Annotated in this window: 21 protein-coding genes and 1 tRNA gene; 6 read left to right on the top strand and 16 right to left on the bottom strand. The window is 67.9% G+C overall.

Annotation, left to right across the window (positions count from 1 at the left end):
- Window positions 1-71 precede the first annotated feature (71 nt).
- The 4 genes from QMX81_RS16220 to QMX81_RS16205 all read right to left on the bottom strand — a co-directional run bounded on the left by QMX81_RS16220 (window position 72) and on the right by QMX81_RS16205 (window position 4469).
- Window positions 72-1724, bottom strand: a complete 1653-nt coding sequence (locus QMX81_RS16220; RefSeq protein WP_282263026.1) for a M28 family metallopeptidase — start codon at window positions 1722-1724, stop codon at window positions 72-74.
- Window positions 1725-1795: 71 nt separating this feature from the next.
- The gene (locus tag QMX81_RS16215; RefSeq protein WP_121044214.1) at window positions 1796-2728 is read right to left on the bottom strand and encodes an MBL fold metallo-hydrolase; all 933 of its coding nucleotides are present in this window, start codon (window positions 2726-2728) and stop codon (window positions 1796-1798) included.
- A 40-nt stretch (window positions 2729-2768) separates the two neighbouring features.
- Window positions 2769-3098: a hypothetical protein gene (locus QMX81_RS16210; protein ID WP_121044217.1), complete on the bottom strand. Its 330-nt coding sequence runs from the start codon at window positions 3096-3098 to the stop codon at window positions 2769-2771.
- Between the two features lie 81 nt (window positions 3099-3179).
- The gene (locus tag QMX81_RS16205) at window positions 3180-4469 is read right to left on the bottom strand and encodes a tryptophan--tRNA ligase (protein ID WP_282263020.1); all 1290 of its coding nucleotides are present in this window, start codon (window positions 4467-4469) and stop codon (window positions 3180-3182) included.
- 108 nt (window positions 4470-4577) lie between these two features.
- Here QMX81_RS16205 and QMX81_RS16200 point away from each other — a divergent pair, with 108 nt between their 5' ends.
- A complete protein-coding gene (locus tag QMX81_RS16200; protein ID WP_282263017.1) occupies window positions 4578-5381 on the top strand; it encodes a hypothetical protein in 804 nt (267 codons plus the stop codon).
- An 88-nt stretch (window positions 5382-5469) separates the two neighbouring features.
- Here QMX81_RS16200 and QMX81_RS16195 read toward each other — a convergent pair whose 3' ends face one another.
- The 7 genes from QMX81_RS16195 to birA form a co-directional block, all read right to left on the bottom strand.
- On the bottom strand, window positions 5470-5691 hold the full coding sequence (locus tag QMX81_RS16195) for a CsbD family protein (protein WP_019185523.1): 222 nt from the start codon (window positions 5689-5691) through the stop codon (window positions 5470-5472).
- A gap of 200 nt (window positions 5692-5891) precedes the next feature.
- Window positions 5892-6029, bottom strand: coding sequence for an entericidin A/B family lipoprotein (locus tag QMX81_RS16190; protein ID WP_019185522.1), 138 nt, complete (start codon window positions 6027-6029; stop codon window positions 5892-5894).
- Between the two features lie 191 nt (window positions 6030-6220).
- Entirely contained in the window at window positions 6221-7141 is a 921-nt protein-coding gene (rocF, locus tag QMX81_RS16185; RefSeq protein WP_282263011.1) for an arginase, read from the bottom strand.
- A gap of 93 nt (window positions 7142-7234) precedes the next feature.
- Window positions 7235-7310: transfer RNA gene (locus QMX81_RS16180), tRNA-Thr, on the bottom strand.
- Window positions 7311-7351: 41 nt separating this feature from the next.
- Entirely contained in the window at window positions 7352-8191 is an 840-nt protein-coding gene (locus QMX81_RS16175; RefSeq protein WP_282263009.1) for an SPOR domain-containing protein, read from the bottom strand.
- A 9-nt stretch (window positions 8192-8200) separates the two neighbouring features.
- Window positions 8201-8938, bottom strand: coding sequence for a type III pantothenate kinase (locus QMX81_RS16170; protein ID WP_121044231.1), 738 nt, complete (start codon window positions 8936-8938; stop codon window positions 8201-8203).
- On the bottom strand, window positions 8935-9900 hold the full coding sequence (birA, locus tag QMX81_RS16165; protein WP_282263008.1) for a bifunctional biotin--[acetyl-CoA-carboxylase] ligase/biotin operon repressor BirA: 966 nt from the start codon (window positions 9898-9900) through the stop codon (window positions 8935-8937). Before birA ends, QMX81_RS16170 begins: the two co-directional genes overlap by 4 nt.
- A gap of 129 nt (window positions 9901-10029) precedes the next feature.
- Between birA and QMX81_RS16160 the strand changes: the two genes are divergently transcribed.
- Both QMX81_RS16160 and QMX81_RS16155 read left to right on the top strand, forming a co-directional pair.
- On the top strand, window positions 10030-10305 hold the full coding sequence (locus tag QMX81_RS16160; RefSeq protein WP_121044234.1) for a hypothetical protein: 276 nt from the start codon (window positions 10030-10032) through the stop codon (window positions 10303-10305).
- A complete protein-coding gene (locus QMX81_RS16155; protein ID WP_152152906.1) occupies window positions 10272-11057 on the top strand; it encodes a M90 family metallopeptidase in 786 nt (261 codons plus the stop codon). Before QMX81_RS16160 ends, QMX81_RS16155 begins: the two co-directional genes overlap by 34 nt.
- A 4-nt stretch (window positions 11058-11061) precedes the next feature.
- On the opposite strand, the gene QMX81_RS16150 is transcribed toward QMX81_RS16155, so the two are convergent.
- The 4 genes from QMX81_RS16150 to dusA form a co-directional block, all read right to left on the bottom strand.
- On the bottom strand, window positions 11062-12486 hold the full coding sequence (locus tag QMX81_RS16150) for a sensor histidine kinase (protein ID WP_121044240.1): 1425 nt from the start codon (window positions 12484-12486) through the stop codon (window positions 11062-11064).
- A gap of 20 nt (window positions 12487-12506) precedes the next feature.
- Window positions 12507-13190 (bottom strand): response regulator transcription factor, encoded by a 684-nt coding sequence (locus QMX81_RS16145; protein ID WP_019185514.1) that lies wholly within the window; start codon window positions 13188-13190, stop codon window positions 12507-12509.
- Window positions 13191-13267: 77 nt separating this feature from the next.
- A complete protein-coding gene (locus QMX81_RS16140; protein WP_121044243.1) occupies window positions 13268-13639 on the bottom strand; it encodes a hypothetical protein in 372 nt (123 codons plus the stop codon).
- Between the two features lie 212 nt (window positions 13640-13851).
- On the bottom strand, window positions 13852-14886 hold the full coding sequence (gene dusA, locus QMX81_RS16135) for a tRNA dihydrouridine(20/20a) synthase DusA (RefSeq protein ID WP_282263002.1): 1035 nt from the start codon (window positions 14884-14886) through the stop codon (window positions 13852-13854).
- A 154-nt stretch (window positions 14887-15040) separates the two neighbouring features.
- Here dusA and QMX81_RS16130 point away from each other — a divergent pair, with 154 nt between their 5' ends.
- Entirely contained in the window at window positions 15041-15997 is a 957-nt protein-coding gene (locus QMX81_RS16130) for a cation transporter (protein WP_102788854.1), read from the top strand.
- Between the two features lie 21 nt (window positions 15998-16018).
- On the opposite strand, the gene QMX81_RS16125 is transcribed toward QMX81_RS16130, so the two are convergent.
- Window positions 16019-16855, bottom strand: coding sequence for an AraC family transcriptional regulator (locus tag QMX81_RS16125; RefSeq protein WP_282262999.1), 837 nt, complete (start codon window positions 16853-16855; stop codon window positions 16019-16021).
- A gap of 111 nt (window positions 16856-16966) precedes the next feature.
- Between QMX81_RS16125 and QMX81_RS16120 the strand changes: the two genes are divergently transcribed.
- Window positions 16967-17392 (top strand): organic hydroperoxide resistance protein, encoded by a 426-nt coding sequence (locus tag QMX81_RS16120; protein WP_282262997.1) that lies wholly within the window; start codon window positions 16967-16969, stop codon window positions 17390-17392.
- A gap of 88 nt (window positions 17393-17480) precedes the next feature.
- Window positions 17481-18263, top strand: coding sequence for a hypothetical protein (locus tag QMX81_RS16115; protein WP_282262996.1), 783 nt, complete (start codon window positions 17481-17483; stop codon window positions 18261-18263).
- Window positions 18264-18469: the final 206 nt, after the last annotated feature.

The raw sequence follows: 18469 nt of genomic DNA, 5'->3' as shown, positions 1-18469 counted from the left end.
GGGGGGGGCGCGGGGGGGGGGGGGGGGGGGGGGGGGGGGGGGGGGGCGGGGCCCCCCCCCCACGGCACGCCTCAACGGCGCGCCGATTCGCTCTTCTCGCGCACGGCGCGGAATTCAGAACCTTCTTCCCACTGCGGCCAGCGACGGCTGTTGGCCAGTTCCGCGCCCAGGTCGTAGACCAGCAGGGTATCGGCGGCGTGGCCGCTCGGATCCCAGCTCGGGGTCCACGCATCGCAGGCCTGGTGGTAGCAGGCGGCGAAGTAGGCATCGCGCAGTTCACGGCCCTTCTCCACGCCACCCTCGCGCATGTCCAGCCCGGGCCCGATGGTGATCGCCGGCACGCCGAGGCGGGCGAAGGCGAAATGGTCGGCGCGGTAGAAGAAGCCCGCTTCCAGGTTCGGATCCGGCGAATAGGTGCGGCCACGGGCCTTGGCCACGCGCTCCAGGTCGCCTTCCAGCGACACCCGGCCCTTGCCCCACGAGGCGATATCGCGGGTCGGGCCATCCGGGCTGCACATCTCGATGTTCAACACGGCGGCGGTCTTGTCCAGCGGGGCCAGCGGGTGCGCGGCGTAGTAGCTGGCGCCGAGCAGGCCTTTCTCTTCGGCGGTCAGCGCCACGAAGTACAGCGTGCGCTGCGGCTGCGGGCCGGCGGCGAAGACACGGCCCAGCTCCAGCACGGTGGCCACGCCGGTGGCGTTGTCGATCGCACCGCGACGGATGCGGTCACCCTTGGCATCGGGCTGGCCGATACCGAAGGCATCCCAATGCGCGGAGAAGATCACCGCTTCATCAGCGTGCGCGCCGCCCGGCAGCTTGGCCACCACGTTGCGGGTGATCACCTGCTCGCGCTTGAGCTTGAAGTCCACCGAGAGCTGCGCATCGCCCAGCGCAACCGGCTTGAAGGCCGGGGTCATCGCGCGGCGCTTCTCGGCCTCGAAATCCAGGCCCGCGTCGCGGAACAACTGCTCGGCCAGGCTGCGCTGCATCCAGCCGCGCACCGGCACGTGCTGGGCCAGCGCCTGCTCGCGGGTGCGTTCGATATCGAACAGCGGCGAGGTGCCCGAGCTCTTCACCGTGGCCCAGCCATACGCGGCCGGCGCGGTCTCGTGCACGATCAGCACGCCCTGCGCACCGCGGCGGGCGGCTTCTTCGAATTTGTACGTCCAGCGGCCGTAGTAGGTCACGGCCTTGCCATCGAACGCGCCCGGCTGGTCGGCCTCGAAATCGGCGTCATTGATCAGCACCACGGCGATCTTGCCGTGCAGATCGACGTCCTTGTAATCGTTCCAGTGGCGTTCGGGTGCATCGATGCCGTAGCCCACGAACACCAGCGGGGCGTTCTTGATCGCCACCGCATCCTGCGGACGCAGGCTCTGCAGGGTCACGTCCTCGCCATTGGCCAGGGCGCGCTGCTTGCCCTTCTGGCGCAGCTGCGCGCGCACCGGGCCATCGACCTGCGCACGCACCATCGGCACCGGCTGCACCCAGCTGCCATCGACGCCGCCGGGCTGCAGGCCGTACGTCTTGAATTCCTCGATCAGGTACTGGACCGTGCGCTCTTCCCCCGGCGTGGCCGGCGCGCGGCCTTCGAACGCGTCCGAGGCCAGGATGCGGACATGCCGCGACAGGGCCTGTGGATCGATACCGCCACCAGGCAGGTCATTGGCGGCGTGGGCCAGGCCGCCCACGAACAGGCAGGACGACAGCAGCAGCATGCGCATCGGATTCACGGCAGACACCAGGACGGAAAACAGGACACCGGAGTGTAACGTGACACCTCCGTGACCGTGCACTAACGCCGATCGCGATCCAGCCAGCAGGCCAGGCCCTGCGCGTTGAGTTCGATGTCCATCGCCAGCACCCGGGTCACCGCCTCATCATCGAGCGGGCAGCCATGCGCCTGCGCGCGTTCCAGGTACAGCGCGGTCAGCGCCGCGACCAGGCAGCGATGCCGATCCGGCCGACCATCGCATTGGCGACCGATCTCGACCATCGCATCGATCTGCTCGACAAGATCCGCCGCCAGTTTCCGGGGCGGCGCCACGCGCCCGTAGTGGGTCAGGTACATGGCCTGTGGGTCGTAGGCCAGCATCTTCGCGATCGACTGCTTCAGCGGCTCGGGATCGAACTGCACCGGCGATGATGTCGGCACGATGAAGGCTCCCTGCACGCTGTCCAGCTCGCGGTAGGACAGCCCGAAGGTATCGCCGGTGAACCAGCTGCGGCTGCGCACATCCCACACGCACAGGTGATGACGCGCGTGCCCGGGCGTATCCACGCACAGCAGCGGGCGGCCGGCCAGATCCACGGTGTGGCCATCCTCGGCAATCACCACCCGGTCGGCAGCCACCGCCAGGATCGGCCCATAGCTGCGCGCGATCTCCGCTTCGCCATAGACCTCGGTGGCACCGGCGATCAGGCGGGCCGGGTCGATCATGTGCGGCGCACCGCGCGGATGCACCACCAGTGTGGCGTTGGGCAGCTGCTGCATCAGCAGGCCTGCGCCGCCGGCATGATCCAGGTGCACGTGGGTGAGGATCAGCCACTCGACCTGCTCGGGCGTGCAGCCGGCGCGCGCCAACGCGGCGAGCATCGCCGGCACGGCCAGGCCGGTACCGCAATCGATGAAGGCCGCCCGGCCATTCTCGACGATCAGGTAGGCGGCGTCGAAATCATCGCGCTGGAACGCGGTGTCGATCGTATGAATGCTGGGCTCGGAGTGCATCAACACATCCCTGGCACGAAACGCCTCCATCTTACGTCCATCAGTGCAGCGGCTTCGATGCGGCTTTGGTCGCAGTCGCGCTCAGCAGTGGCCCACGCAGCAGCACCGCGGCCACCATCACCGCCAGGAACGCACCGTAGGCATAGAGCACCGCCAGCACCTGTCGCCAGATCGGTCCGGCATCGTTCTGGACCACGCCGATGTGATGGCCCCACAGCATCGCCAGGATGCTCAGCACGAAGGCCAGCACCAGCGCGGCACCATCGAACAGGCGGCGCGCGGTGCCACGCGGCTGGCGCGGAAACAGCCAGTACAGCGTGCCCAACAACACGAACCAGGGCAGGAACAACAACAACGACAACCAGGCCATCGCAGTCTCCCGTGCAGGAACACGCCCCTGCGGCGTGCAGGGGCATCATGCCATAGCCCGGTTGCCGGCCCGCCGCTGGCGTTACTCGCGCAGCGCCTGCAAGGCGGCCAGCACCACGTCCACTTCGGCCTCGAGCTTGAACAGCTCACTCTGCAGGCCGTCGCCATGTTCGGTCTGCTTGAGCACGCCGATCAGCTGGCCGGCGTCACGCGGCGAATCGAAGCCCTCGCTCTGGATCAGCAGCGTGCCATCACTGGCCTGCAGCTTGAAGTAAAAACGGCCATCCTGTTCGCGGTACTGCTTGAACAGCGGCGGTGCAGCGCGTGCGGCTCCGCTTTCTTCACTGGGCACGTCACCGGCGGTGGAGAGATCGCGCAGGCCGACCGCATGACGCAGCTCCTTGAGCAACGGCACGGCGAACTGCTCGCGCAGCTGCTGGCCACGACGACGCAGCAGCGCCTCGATTTTTTCCGGCTCGGCCATCAGCGCGTCATAGCGCTCGCGCAGCGGGGCGATCTCGCTGTCGATGCGCTCGAACAGCTGCTGTTTGGCATCGCCCCAGCTGATGCCCTCGGCGAAGGCCTGCGCGAACGCCGCGGTCTGCTCCGGGGTGGCGAACGCCTGGTACATCTGGAACAGCGCCGAGCCTTCGGTGCTCTTGGGCTCGCCGGGTGCGCGCGAATCGGTGAGGATCGAGGACACCAGCTTCTTCAGCTCCGCGCGCGGGGCGAACAGCGGAATGGTGTTGTGGTAGCTCTTGCTCATCTTGCGGCCGTCAAGGCCCGCCAGCGTGGCGACCTGCTCATCGATCACCACCTCCGGCAGCGGGAAGAACGCCTGGCCGTAGACATGGTTGAAGCGCTGCGCGAAATCGCGCGCCATCTCGATGTGCTGGATCTGGTCGCGGCCGACCGGCACCCGGTTGGCCTTGAAGATCAGGATGTCGGCGGCCATCAGCACCGGGTACATGAACAACCCCGCGCTGACCCCGGCGTCGTCATCCAGCTGCTCCTCGCGGTTCTTGTCCACGGCGGCCTTGTAGGCGTGCGCGCGGTTGAGGATGCCCTTGCTGGCGATGACGGTCAGGAACCACATCAGCTCGGTGGTTTCCGGGATGTCGCTCTGCCGGTAGAACCACACCTTGTCCGGATCCAGCCCGCACGCCAGCCAGCTTGCCGCGATCTCCAGCGTGGAGCGCTGGGTGCGCTCGGGCTCCTGCGCCTTGATCAGGCTGTGCAGGTCGGCCAGGAAGAAGAAGCTCTCGATATCCGAGGCCTGGCTGGCGGTGATCGCCGGGCGGATGGCGCCGACATAGTTGCCCAGGTGGGGCGTGCCGGAGGGGGTGATGCCGGTAAGAACGCGGGTCGTCATGGGGGAATCAGTGCTGACAAGTGAACCGCCCAAGTTTACCTGCCCGCGCTCGACCCCGTTGGCCGAGGCCGTCCGTTTGATCCTGCACCTGCCCTGCGGAGCCTTCCCATGAAAGACCTGATCCTGCCCATGCTTGCCGTGTTGGCCCTGTGCGGCTTCAAACCGGCCGTCCCGCTGCGTCATGACACCGGTCCGGTCCACCTGACGGTGATCGACCGCGACAGCGGCCAGGCCCTGACCCAGTACCGCCAGGACGGCCAGCGCTGGATCGCGGGGCAGCAGGGCCACCGTTACAGCGTGCGCCTGCGCAACGGCAGCGCCGAGCGCGTGCTGGTGGTGCTCTCGGTGGATGGTCTGAATGCCATCAGCGGCGAGGTGGCCGCGCCCCACCAGACCGGTTACGTGCTCAACCCGTGGCAGACCACCGATATCCACGGCTGGCGCAAATCCGCCGACGAAGTCGCGCAGTTCGTGTTCACCGATCCGGACCGCAGCTACGCCGGCCGCACCGGGCGCCCGGCCAACATCGGCGTGATCGGCGTGGCGGTCTTCCACGAAGCCGGACGCGTGTCCTGGGAAGCCGCCCCCGCCGTGGCGGGCCCGGCCGATGCCAAGGCGCGCCCCCAGGCGCGGTCGTCTACCATTGAGAGCGCCCGCGTGACCGGTTCCACCACCGCGCCGGCACCGCAACTGGGCACCGGGCATGGACAGCGCGAGCAGTCGCGGGTGCGCAACACCGCGTTCGAGCGCGATACCGCTTATCCGGCGCAACAGGTGCAGGTGCGCTACGACAGCGAACGCAATCTGGTGGCACGCGGCATCATTGCGCGGGTGAACGCGCCAGTGCGTGACGAGCCCCAGGCCTTCCCCGGCCAATACGTGCCCGATCCGCCGCTGCATCGCCGCCGCTGATCGCCAACGCACCCCAACAAAAACGGGCCGCTCTCGCGGCCCGTTCCGGTTTCAACCCCGACGGCGGCGCCGTCGTCACGGATCACCCTCAGTGGTAATCCGGATAATCCTTGCGCATGGCCGCTTCGAAGTCGCGGACTTCGGTTTCAGCACGGTCGCGTGCCCAGCCATAGCGTTCCTGCAGGCGGCCTGCGAGGTACTCGGCGTTGCCTTCGGCCACCTTGAAATCGTCGTCGGTCAGGTCGCCCCACTTGGCCTGCGCCTTGCCCTTGAGCTGCGTCCACTTGCCGGAAATGATGTCTTTGTTCATGGGTTCGCTTCCTCGATTGCAACGGCCATCTCGCCGTGGGATCAGAATGCGCCCGCCCGCGTTGGCGTGCGGTCAAGCGGCGATGAAGCGCACACTCACGAGCTTGAATGGATTCACCACCGCGCACGTTGCACAGTCATTGTTGGACATGAAAAAGGCCGGGAATCCCCGGCCTTTTCCGTTGACGCCTGATCCGTGGATCAGTTGCCCTTGGCAGCGCCTTCGACCGTTTCACCGGCCTTCTGCACGTCCTTGCCAGCACCAGCAACGGTGTTGCAGCCGGACAGCATGGCGACCGAGAACATCGACAACAGCATCAGTGCGATAACACGCTTCATAGGGTTCTCCTGGTTGATCAAATTCAATACCGGAATCCGGTCCCGCCTGTCAGATGAGCACGCCAGCGCAACTCCTCTTCCTGACCTGCCGCGCCGTGGGTCGAAACACACGGCGCCGCGTGACGTGCAATCTGGCGGGAGAGGCGTGCAGCGGATGTGAATGCAGGAAAACGCTGTTCAGCCAGAAGTTCTCAATCGCGCATCAGCGTCGATTTTCCGAACAGGCTTTCGACCAGATCCACCGCCAGTTCCGCGGTGGCATTGCGGTTGTCCAGCAGCGGATTCAGCTCGACGATGTCCAGCGAGCCCATGCGTCCGGTGTCGGCGATCATCTCCATCACCAGCTGCGCTTCGCGGTAGTTCACCCCGCCAGGCACCGTGGTGCCGACGCCGGGTGCAATGCTGGGGTCCAGGAAATCCACGTCGAAGCTGACGTGCAGGTGCGTGTTGGCGTCGATGCCGACCAGCGCAGCCTCCATCGTGCGCTTCATGCCGGCTTCGTCGATGTAGCGCATGTCATAGACATCCACCTGGTGCTGCTTGATCAGGCGCTTCTCTTCCTGGTCCACCGAGCGGATGCCGATCTGGTGCACCTGCTGCGGGCGAATCGCCGGTGCGTCACCGCCGAGTCGGGTCAGCGCGTCCGGGCCGAGCCCGCACAGGCAGGCCACCGGCATGCCGTGCACGTTGCCCGACGGGGTAACCTCGCTGGTGTTGAAATCCGAATGCGCATCCAGCCAGAGCACGCGCAGGTCCTTGCCCTGCTCGCGGCACCAGCGCGCGACCGCGGTGATCGAGCCGATGCCCAGGCAGTGGTCGCCGCCGAGCATGATCGGCATACGCCCGGCCTGGAGTTCGCCGTAGGTCGCGTCCATCAGCGCGCGGTTCCAGGCCACGACTTCGTCAAGATGGCGGTAGCCCTGCACCGGTGCCGTCCACGGGTTGCGCGGACCGGCCAGGTTGCCAAGATCGCGTACCTCCACGCCACGCGCGGTGAGCGCGTCACCCAGCCCGGCGATGCGCAGGGCGTCCGGTCCCAGACCCGCGCCACGGTGACCCGCCCCGATATCGGTGGGCACGCCAATCAGGGAAACCGGGGAATACATCGCCATCGCTGTTGCCTCCGTTGCAAAGAGGACCAGCATAGCCAGCGCGGCGTGATACGACTCGCGGCGCTGCAGCAGTCGTTACCGACCTGGTATCAATGGTGCCGGCACCCGGATTCGAACTGGGGACCTACCGCTTACAAGGCGGTTGCTCTACCAACTGAGCTATGCCGGCATGGGCATCGCAGCGGGACGACCCGTCGCGGAGCCGGGATTCTAGCGCAAGCGTGCGCATTCCAGCGAGCGGTGCTGGGCCGCGCCGCTGCGCTGGAGGGCCACGGCGGGGTCGGTGCCCTCGGCCAGGGTCGCATCCAGCCACCACTGCGCGCTGCCATCGCCCCCGCTGGCGACCATGGTCGCCTTGAAACCAGCCGCACTCAGGGCCGCCAGGCGGCGATCCGCGCCTTCGCGATTGCGGTACTGGCCCAGCGCGATGGCGTTGGTGTCCTCGCCCTGGGCAATGATGTAGTAGTCGCTCACGCCCGCTGCGACGATGCGCTTGACCATGGCCTGCGCCGCCTCCCGGCTGGCGGCAGGCGGCAGCAGCACGCGGTAACGGGTGGCACCGGCATCGGCCACCTCACGCAGCTTGGCCCCACCCAGGGCACCGGCGGCGCGCGACTGGGCGGCCTGGGCGGCAGCGCGGTCGGCGAACGGCCCCAGGCTCACGCACTGTGCCGGTGCGGGCGTCGCGGTGGCGGGTACGGGTGCGGGTGCGACAGCCGGTGCGGGTGCATCGGCCACCGGAGCGGGCGCCGGCACGCTGGCAGCGGGCCTTGGCGCGGGCGTGTCAGCCACGGCGGTCGCCGGCACGGAGACGGGCACCGGCGGCTGGGCCACTGGCGCGGAGGCGGGCGTCACGTCCTGCAGGGCTGGCGTGGCATCCGGGGGAGCCACAGACGTCGTCGGCGCCTGCGTGCTCGGCAGCACTTCCAGCTGCGCCACACCGGCCGGCGAGGCCGGCGGTGCGCTGGCCGGTTCGCCACGCAACAGCCACCACAGCGCGACACCGAGATTGAGAATGACCAGGACGACGATCAGGGCACGGGTAAGCATCGGCTGATCCTAGCCTGCCGATGGCGGTTGATGCACGGCCCAGCGTGCCAGCCCATCCAGCACCAGCGAGGGCTGGAATTCGGCATCGCCGAGCAGCGGCAGCAACGCTGGCGCACCGCCGCCGTGCACCAGCAGATGCGGCAACGCGCCGAGCCGTTCGCCGCCCTGCACGCGGCTGCGTTCGATCAGCGCCACCGCGGCCCCGTCGCAGCCGGAGGCCAGCGCATCGGCGGTGTCGTTGGCGAACTCACTGTACTCACCGCCCGCCGCCGGCAACTGCACGGCACGCGCGTGCAGCGCTTCGCGCATGGTGGTCGGCGAGGCCGAGATGCGCCCGCCGTGGTGCTGGCCCTCGGCGTCGAGCAGATCGATGGTGAGCGCGGTGCCGACGCCGGCGATCAGCACCGCCTGGCCACGTGCAGCCACCGCCAACAGCGCCAGATAACGGTCCACGCCGAAGCGGGCGGGGTCGGCATAGGCGATCCGCACACCGGCGTACTCGCCTTCAGTACGCGCCACGCGGACCTGGCGGAAGCGCGCCTGCAATACATCCAGCATGGCGGCGGTCAACGAGGGTGCGGCGACGCTGGCAACGTAGGCGGTGTCGCCTGACGGCAGCGCATCCAGTGCCGCGGCCGGCATCGCTTCAGCACCATGCGGCCACGCCTGCACGTCGCCCGCGCGCACGCCCTGCAGCGGCGCGAACTTGAAGCGCGAATTGCCCAGATCAAACAACCAGTCGCTCATTGCGCCCTCACGCTGACTTCGCCCGCATGGAAAACCCGTTCACTGCCGTCGATGCGCACGCGCAGCGCCCCATCGTCGGCCAGACCCAGCGCCGTGCCGGCAAACAGCACGCCGCCTTCTTCCACCTGCACCTCGCGCCCGGCCAGGCTGTCCAGCGCGGCATAGCGCGCGAGGAACGGTCCCAGGCCGTCCTGCTCGAAGGCATCCAGCGCCGGCAGCAGGCTGGCCAGGATGCGCGCGACCACCGCATTGCGCGACGTCTGTGCGCCGGACAACGTGTCCAGATCGGTCCAGGGCTGGGTGATCTCCGCCGCGAACGCAGCGGGCATGCGCACGTTGACGCCCAGGCCGATCACCGCGCGTGCGGGGCCGGCGAATTCACCGCCGCCTTCGATCAGCAGGCCGCCGAGCTTATGCCCGTCGACGACAAGGTCATTGGGCCATTTCAGGGCGACGCCCGCATAGCCGGCCTCACGCAGTGCTTCGGCCACGGCGACCCCGGCGACCAGGCTCAGCCCGCCCAGCCGCGACAGGCCACCGGCAAACCCGCGCAGCACCGAGAGGTAGATATGCGCCGCCAGCGGCGAGGCCCAGGCCCGCCCACGGCGGCCACGGCCGCGGGTCTGGCGCTCGGCAAGCAGGGCCATCGCCCCGCGCTCCGGCGCGCTGCAGCGCAGCAATTCACTGTTCGTTGACGCGACCGACCACGCCACCTGCAGGGAGGTCAGCAGGTCGCCGGTGGCGGCCGGCAGCGCGGCCTGGATGGCCTCGGCGTCCAGCAGGTCCAGCGGCTGCTGCAACTGGTAACCGTCACCTGCGCGGCCGTCGATATCGACCCCGGCGGCTCTAAGTCCTTGAATCCGCTTCCAAATCGCGGCGCGGGTCTGGCCCAGTTCGCGCGCCAGCGCGTCGCCGGACAGGCGCCCGGCGCCCAGTTTGGCCAGCAGTTGGCGGTCGTCCACGGCAGCTTCCATCGGGTAAACGGGAAAAGTATGCGGGAAAGCCGCCGCCAGCGCCCGCCCGGGGGCCTTCCAATCCCCCGGCCGAATCGGGCTAGAATCGAGAACTTGACCCGCCGCTGGATGTTGACGATGCGCCCGTTCGCCCATTGCCTGCTCCTCCTGATGGCCCCGCTGGCCGCGCATGCTTCCGATGCGCTCACCACGGCGGGTCGCGGCGCGTGTGTCTATTCGGCAGGCGAGAACGAGCGCAGCGCGCCGGCCTCGGCCTCGGCCGCCGCGGCACCGGCCACGGTCAAACCCAGCGCCAGCAGCGGTACCAGCACGGGTGGCGGCGGCGATGACGACGTGCTGCCGCGCCTGCGCGCACCGAAGTGGCACAGCTTCCTGCCGGGTATGTTCCGCTGATCGAACGACTGTTGGGCTGGCTGCGCCGCACGCCACGCGAGATCGACCCTACCCTTTGGGACACCACCTGCCGCCGCGCCGTCTGGCTGCAGCATCTGGATCCTGCCCGCCGCGAACGCCTGCGTGCCCTGGCGGCCCGCTTCCTGCACGAGAAAACCATCAGCCCCGCCGCCGAACTGCAGCTAGAGGACGCCGATGGCGTGTTGCTGGCCGCGCTGTGCTGCCTGCCGTTGCTGGAACTGGGCGAGATCGGCCTGCGTGGCTGGTCGCAGCTGATCGTGTATCCCAACGCGTTCCGCGTGCACCGCAGCCAGGTGGATGCGGCCGGCGTGCTGCACGAATGGGACGATGCGTTGATCGGCGAATCGTGGGACAGCGGTCCACTGATTCTGTCGTGGGCCGACATCCAGGCCGACATCGCCGACCCCGAAGCCGGGTTCTGCGTGGCGGTGCATGAGATGGCGCACAAGATCGATGCGCTGGACGGGGCGATCGACGGCACGCCGCCGTTGCCGCGGGCGTGGCAGAAACAGTGGGCGGCGGATTTCCAGCAGGCCTATGATGCGTTCTGCGCCGAGGTGGACCAGGGCCGCGAGACGCTGATCGATCCGTATGCGTCCGAGGCGCCGGAAGAATTCTTCGCGGTGGTCAGCGAGTACCACTTCTCCGCACCGGCGCTGCTGGCGCGCGAGATGCCGGCGGTCGCCGGGCATCTGCAGCGGTTCTATGGTCCGTCACCGCTGATGCGGTGACGCATTACGGCCCCGGCGGCAACTTCACTTCAAAGCGTGCGCCACCCAATTCCGGCGAACGCTTCACCTGCAGTTCGCCGCGGTAATCCTTGATCAGGTCCTGCACGATCGACAGGCCGATGCCGTGGCCCTGCACGCGCTCATCGCCACGCACACCACGCTGCAGCACCTTGGCGACGTCTTCCGGTGCGATGCCCGGGCCATCGTCATCCACCGACAGCACCAGCCCCGCGCGTCGCGCACCGGGGGCCGGCAACGGATGCGCGGTCAGCAGCACACGGCGCTTGGCCCACTTGAAGGCGTTCTCCAGCAGGTTGCCGAGCAGTTCCTGCAGATCGCCAGGCTCGCCGTGGAAACGCGCGGCCGGGTCGATGTCGAATTCGCACAGCACACCCTTGGAGGCGTAGACCTTCTCCAGGCCCCGCACGATTTCCTCGGCGTTGGACTCGATCGGCAACGGGGCGGAGAACAGCTTGTGACCGGACGAAGCCGCGCGCGCCAGCTGGTAGGACACCAGGTTGTTCATGCGCCGCAGCTGCACGTCGAACTCTTCGCGCAGATCCTCATCGCGTGCGCCGCTGTCGAGTTGCGTGCGCAGCACCGCCAGCGGCGTCTTCAGGCTGTGCGCGAGATCGGCCAGGGTGTTGCGCTGGCGTTCGAGGTTTTCGCGCTCGCTCTCGATGAAGGCGTTGATGCTGTCGGTCAGTGGCTCCAGCTCGCGCGGATGGCGTTCGCTCATGCGCTCGGTTTCACCGCGCTGCACCTTGGTCAGTTCGTTGATCACGCGCCGCATCGGGCGCAGGCTCCACTGCAGAATGACCGTCTGCAGCAGCAGCAGGATCAGGCCGATGCCGCCGAGGTAGAACCACACGCGCCCGCGGAACACGCGCAGCTGTGCACCGAGCGCGCGCGAGTCTTCGAGCACGTAGATGGTGTACGGGAATTCGGTGGCCGGGTCGGCGTCGGCGTCCCAGACCAGGCCCATGCCATAGCGGTAGGCCGAGCCCTCGCTGCCGTCGATCTGGATCATCGGCAACGGGCCTTCGAAGACTTCCTGGCGCGGGGCCAGCATGCCGCCGCCCACGGTGGGCAGCATCGGGCCTTCGGCAGACATGGAGTTGCCCTTGCCGTCCGGCATCACGACCTGCAGATAGAGGCCGCTGCCCGGGACGTCAAAGCGCGGATCCGGTGGCTGCTCGCGGATGTACAGCGAGCGGTCGCGGGTGAAGTCGATGCCGGCCGCATACGCGGTGGCGTAGTTCTTCAGCCGCTCGCGCAGGTTGGCCTTCGCGGTATCGGCGAAGGCCGCGTCCAGCGCGTAACCGGCCAGGGCCAGGAAGGCCACCAGGCCCACCGAGGCGGCCAACAGCTGGCGCGCCTGCAGTGAGCGCGGCCGCCAGCGTTTAAAGAACCACAGACGGCCGGACATCATCTATCGCCAGCCGCAGCTCAGCCTTCGTTGCGCGGAATGGCGAAGCGGTAACCGCGGCCACGCACGGTTTCGATCGGCTTGAGTTCGCCGTCGGCATCGAGCTTCTTGCGCAGGCGGCCGATGAAGACCTCCAGCACGTTCGAGTCGCGGTCGAAGTCCTGCTGATAGATGTGCTCGGTGAGGTCGGCCTTGGAGACCAGTTCACCGGCATGCATCATCAGGTACTCGAGCACTTTGTACTCGTAGCTGGTGAGATCCACGTTGCTGCCGTTGACGCTGACCGTCTGCGCGGCAAGATCCAGCGCGACCGGGCCGCACTCCAGCGTCGGCTTGCTCCAGCCGGCGGCACGGCGCAGCAGCGCATTGACGCGGGCCAGCAGCTCTTCCACGTGGAACGGCTTGACGAGGTAATCGTCGGCGCCCTGCTTGAGGCCCTCGACCTTGTCCTGCCAGCTCGAACGCGCGGTCAGGATGAGCACCGGGAACTTCTTGCCCTCGTCGCGCAGCGCCTTGATCAGTTCCATGCCCGACATCTTGGGCAGGCCCAGATCGATGATGCCGACGTCGAACGGAACTTCGCGGCCCATGTACAGACCTTCCTCACCGTCCTGCGCAGCATCGACGGCAAAGCCTTCGCGCTTGAGCCGGGCTGCCAGTGTTTCCCGCAGCGGGGCTTCGTCTTCGACCAGAAGGATACGCATGAACTCTCCCTAGTGTCCTGGGTATGGCCCCGTGGGGCCAGTGGGTAATGCAGATGACTGCGGACAACTATCCCTGTTCAGGGGTTATCGCCGCGTAGTGATGACATATCCGAGCGCGGCGTGCGGGGCTGTGAACGGGATGTCGCGGGATCGTCCATATAGCGGACGCGACCGCGGTCATCCATGTACTTCACCCGGTTGATATCGCGCCCATCGAAAGGCACGCGCTCGGCGCCGAGGATGTGTCCACCGGTAGTCCGCTGCACACGGCGCACCGCATCGGACAGCGAGCGCTCCTGAGGGCCACCGCGTTCGGCCGTGCGCATCATCTCGGCACGGGCCGCTTCCGGCGGCGGCATCTGTGCCCACGCACTGCCGGTGGAGGCAGCGGCGCCCGTCGCCAGAAGGGCGAAGGCGGCAATGCGGCGGTGGCGGGTCACGGAGAACATCGGTCTGATCCTAGCGGAGCGCGGCTAAACGTTCAAAAGTTGTGAATCGGCAACCGCCAGCCTGGGCCGGCGCTTTACGAATCTTTAGCGAATTCTTGGTTTTAGCCAGTGAATCCGGTCTGAACTTTTCCGCCTGCCTCCCCGCTTTGTTCATCTAAGTGAACATTGGCGGCTAAACCGGGGTCCTTGTCAAGCTGGCAAGGTGACGCGGCTCACGCCGCGACGCGCTCGGCCTGGGCGCGGGTGACCGCCAACGCCTGCTCGATCAGGCTCCAGTGGGCACCGACGCGGTGCGAGCCTTCGCTCAGGATCTGGCGGAAGGCACGCCCACCCGGCTGGCCGTGGAACAGGCCCAGCAGGTGGCGGGTGATGTGCTTGAGCGCCAGCCCACGAGCCAGTTGGGCTTCGATATAGGGCTGCATGGCGCGCAGCAGCGCCTCGCGGGACTGCAGCGGTGCACCGGTCTGGGCGGCCTCCAGCTGATGCAGCACGTAGGGGTCGTGGTAGGCCGCACGGCCCAGCATCACCCCATCCAGCGCCGGCAACTGGGCCTGCGCAGCCTCGACCGTGGCCAGGCCACCGTTGAGGACGATCTGCAGCTGCGGGCGGTCTGCCTTGAGACGGTGTGCCCAGTCGTAGCGCAGCGGCGGCACTTCGCGGTTTTCCTTCGGCGAAAGGCCCTTCAGCCACGCGTTGCGGGCATGCACCACGAACATCGCGCTACCGGCGTTGGTCGATTGATCGACGAAGTTGACGAAGTTTTCGTAGTCGTTGTCGTCATCCACGCCCAAGCGGCACTTCACCGTGACCGGGATGTCCACCGCAGCGACCATCGCGCCCACGCACTCGGCCACCAGCGCCGGCTCGCGCATCAGGCAGGCGCCGAAGCGCCCGGCCTGCACGCGGTCGGACGGGCAGCCACAGTTGAGGTTGACCTCGTCGTAGCCCCACTCCTGCGCGATGCGCGCGGCATGGGCCAGCAGGGCCGGATCGCTGCCACCGAGCTGCAGGGCAAGCGGGTGCTCGCTGCCGTCGAAGCCGAGCAGGCGCTCACGGTCGCCGTGGATCACCGCGTTGGCGTGCACCATCTCGGTGTACAGCCGCGCGCCCGGTGCCAGCAACCGGTGGAAGTACCGGCAATGGCGGTCCGTCCAGTCCATCATCGGGGCAACGGACAGGCGCAGGGAGGCGGCGTAACGCGCGGCGGCGTCGGTGGCGGGCTGGGTGGTCATCGGCTGCAGGCGCATCTGGATTCACTGGCATTGCCAGCGCAATCAACAGTTTACCTGCTTCCGATGAATGCTGCCCGAGGGCTATTGCGGCCGTCGGAGGGTTCGCGGAGTACCCGGCTGCAATGAGGGCAGTAGACAATGCATCTCTGCACGCCCTTCCCTGGCATCCATGCCCGCACTTCGCCTTCCCAGCTTCGACCCCACCACCGAACAAGGCGTCCTGCGCCTGTCGATCGCCGCCTCCTTGGCGATGGCTGCCGCGGCCGTGGCGTTCGGCCTGCTGGCCAACTCCTCGCTGATCATCTTCGACGGCATCTATGGGCTGATCGACGTGGTGATGACCTGGCTGTCGCTGCTGGTGGTGCGCCTGATCAGCCTGTCGACCCATGTGGATACCCTGCAGTCGCGCTTGAACCAGCGCTTCACCATGGGCTTCTGGCACCTGGAGCCGATCGTGCTCGGGGTCAGCGGGACGTTGATGATCGGCGCGGCGCTGTACGCGGCGGTCAATGCGGTGGACGCACTGATGTCCGGCGGACGCGAGATCGCGCTGGGGCCGGCGATCCTGTTCGCGGTGATCTCGATCGTGGCCGAAACCGGGCTGGCACTGTTCGTACGCCGGGCGAACCGGTCGATCGGCTCGGACTTCATCGCGCTCGATGCGAAGAACTGGGTGGTCGCGGCGAGCATGTCGGCGGCGTATCTGGTCGCCTTCGTCGGCGGCTATGTATTGGGCGGCACGCAGTGGGCGTGGCTGGTGCCGTACATCGATCCGGCGATCCTGCTGGTGGTTTGCCTGTTCGTGGTCGTCGCGCCGATGGGCACCGTGCGACAGGCGCTGTCGGACATCCTGCTGATCACCCCGCTGGATCTGCAGACCCACGTGGACGAGGTGGCGCGCGACATCGTGGCCAGGCACGGTTTCCTGGAGTACCGCAGCTACGTGGCCAAGGTCGGGCGCGGTGAGCAGATCGAGCTGTTCTTCGTAGTGCGCGCCGATGATCCACCGCGGGCGCTGATCGAATGGGATCGCCTGCGCGATGAGATCGGTGAGGCGCTGGGCGAGGAGTCGCCGGACCGGTGGCTGACGATCATGTTCACGACGGATCGGGAGTGGGCGATCTGAGCGACGCCGGTGTGCATCGGGTTATCGTTCGGCGGCCACACTGCCCTGCTTCCACTGCCGCGGCGACTGCCCGGTCTGCGCTTTGAACGCGCGCGACAACGCTGCTTCGCTGCCGTAGCCCACGTCGATGGCGATGCGCTTGAGCGGCTGGCCGCGGCGCAGCGCCTGCTGCACCAGGCGGGTGCGCCAGCCCTGCAGGTAGTGGCCGGGCGTGCTGCCGATGGTGTCGCGGAAGCTGTCGGCGAAGGCGCTGCGTGACATGCCGGCGCGCTGCGCGAGCGACTCCAGCGTCCACTCGTCGGCCGGCGCTTCATGCATCGCCACCAGCGCGTGACGCAGGCGCGGATGGGCCATGCCGGCGAGCAGGCCGACGCGGATCTGACCGCTTTCCATCAGCGCGCGCAGGATCTGGATGAGCACGACTTCAAACAGACGATCCAGCAGTGCCTGGCGGCCGCAGCGCTGTGCGAAGGCTTCTTCGAACAGCAGTGACAGCACCGGCTGGCCGCCGTACAAGCCCTCCAGCGGCAGGCACACGATCGGCGGCAGCGCAGCGGCGACCGGGTTGTTGGCGCCCCCTTCGAACTGCAGGTTGGCGCACGCGAAATCCGCGCCCCGCGTGGCATCGGTGACGAAGCGGTGCGCGAGCGGGCGCGGGTACAGCAGCACGCTGGGCGTGGTGATCTGCAGCGTGCTGCCATCCGGGTGCTCGACGCGTACATCGCCCTCGCGGATCAGATGCAGTTGACCGCGCTCACCGTCTGCCGGGAGATCGTTGATGCCGCACAGCGCGCCGGCGTGGAAGACCTCGGCGGACACCGCGAAACGGTCCAGCAGGGATTGCAGTCGGTCGACCATGGCGGACTCCAGATCAAGTTTTCTGGACGAAATGTTGCCACAAGTACGAGGCGGGCGCGCACAGTACACCTGCCATCTGGCCCACCCCCTTTCACTCCGCAGGAGATTTCCATGTCCATTGCCAACGTTCTGTATACCGCCCAGGCCACTGCCAACGGCGGCCGCGACGGCCGCGCCGTCTCCTCCGACAACGTGCTGGACATCCAGCTCTCCACCCCGCGCGAGCTCGGCGGTGCGGGCGGCCCGGGCACCAACCCGGAGCAGCTGTTCGCCGCAGGCTACTCGGCCTGCTTCCTGGGCGCGCTGAAGTACGTGGCTGGCCAGGCCAAGGTCGCCCTGCCGGCGGAAACGCAGATCACCGGCAAGGTCGGCATCGGCCAGATACCGACCGGCTTCGGCATCGAAGTGGCGCTGGAGATCTCGGTCCCGGGCCTGCCACGCGAGCAGGTCGAAGAGCTGGTGCAGAAGGCGCACATCGTGTGCCCGTACTCCAACGCGACCCGCGACAACATCGACGTGACGCTGACGGTGGTCTGATCCCCTCCGCGTGACCTGCCGTGGCGACGGGCACACAGCCCCGTCGCCACCGGTAGACTGGCCAGACGATCCTCACTGGCAAACGGACATGCGCAGGATTCTGGCCGCGCTGTTGCTCAGCGGTTTTCTGGGGGGCTGCGTTACGGCTCCCATCGCGCCACCCGAGGCGATCGCCTCGAACGGGATGAACGCGCTGTCTCTCGTCCGCGGCGCCGGGTTCGTGCATGTGGTGACCGATCTGTATCTGCCCGGCACGGCTGCGCCCGGGCTGCCAGGGACCTACGCCTGTCCTGACGCGGCAACCCGCATCCGGATCGCGGCCTATCCGCCGGCGACCCTCCCGGCTACCGATGCCTGCGCCCTGATCGATGCCGCTGCACGCCACGCGCAGCAGTGGTATCCCGACCGGCGCGCGGCCTATACGGCGCTGCTCGTGCCCCACGGAACGCGCCTGGACCTGCGCACCCGATCGCTGCGCTTCCGCGTGCCGCATCTGACCTTGGCCATGCGGGTGTACGAAGCGCGCGCGCGGACCGAGGCCAATCTCGTGGACCTGGTCGCTCATGAGACCTTCCATGCCCTGGGCTTCGCCGCCGGTGATCGCGGTGCAGTTGACGAGCGCACGGCCTACTACGCCGGTCTGTGCACGCAGCTGGCGGTCCTGGGCACGATCCCGGAGGCGGCGCTGCCGGGTGCCCCGCTCGCCAGCGACAATGCAGATGTGGTCGAGTCAGCGGATGCGGCGTATCGCGTGCGGCGCGAAATCTACGGGTGGTTGCAGGACGGGGAGATCCGCGCTGGCACACCCGGTGGCGAGCGCATGCAGGCACGCTGCCGGGACTTGCCGCGCGCGCCGTCGACGGCCGAGTGACCCGATAAAAAAATGGGCGGCTGCCTGACGCGAACGTCTGGCAACCGCCCATCCCACCGCGGTGGATCCCGTGGCTGACCACGGGATGCATCTTGTTCGGCTGCTACGACCAACGGTCGTTGCCTACCTGGGTTACCGTCGTGGGGGGGCCCCGGGCCGGCCCGCCCGGGGCGGGGGGTGTTTAAAAAAACCCCGCCCCCCCGCCC

Origin of the sequence: Stenotrophomonas sp. PS02301 (assembly GCF_029959485.1) — a bacterium.
Taxonomy (GTDB): domain Bacteria; phylum Pseudomonadota; class Gammaproteobacteria; order Xanthomonadales; family Xanthomonadaceae; genus Stenotrophomonas; species Stenotrophomonas maltophilia_Z.
Note: the sequence above shows the minus strand (reverse complement) of the source record. Positions and strands in the feature narration are given on the sequence as shown.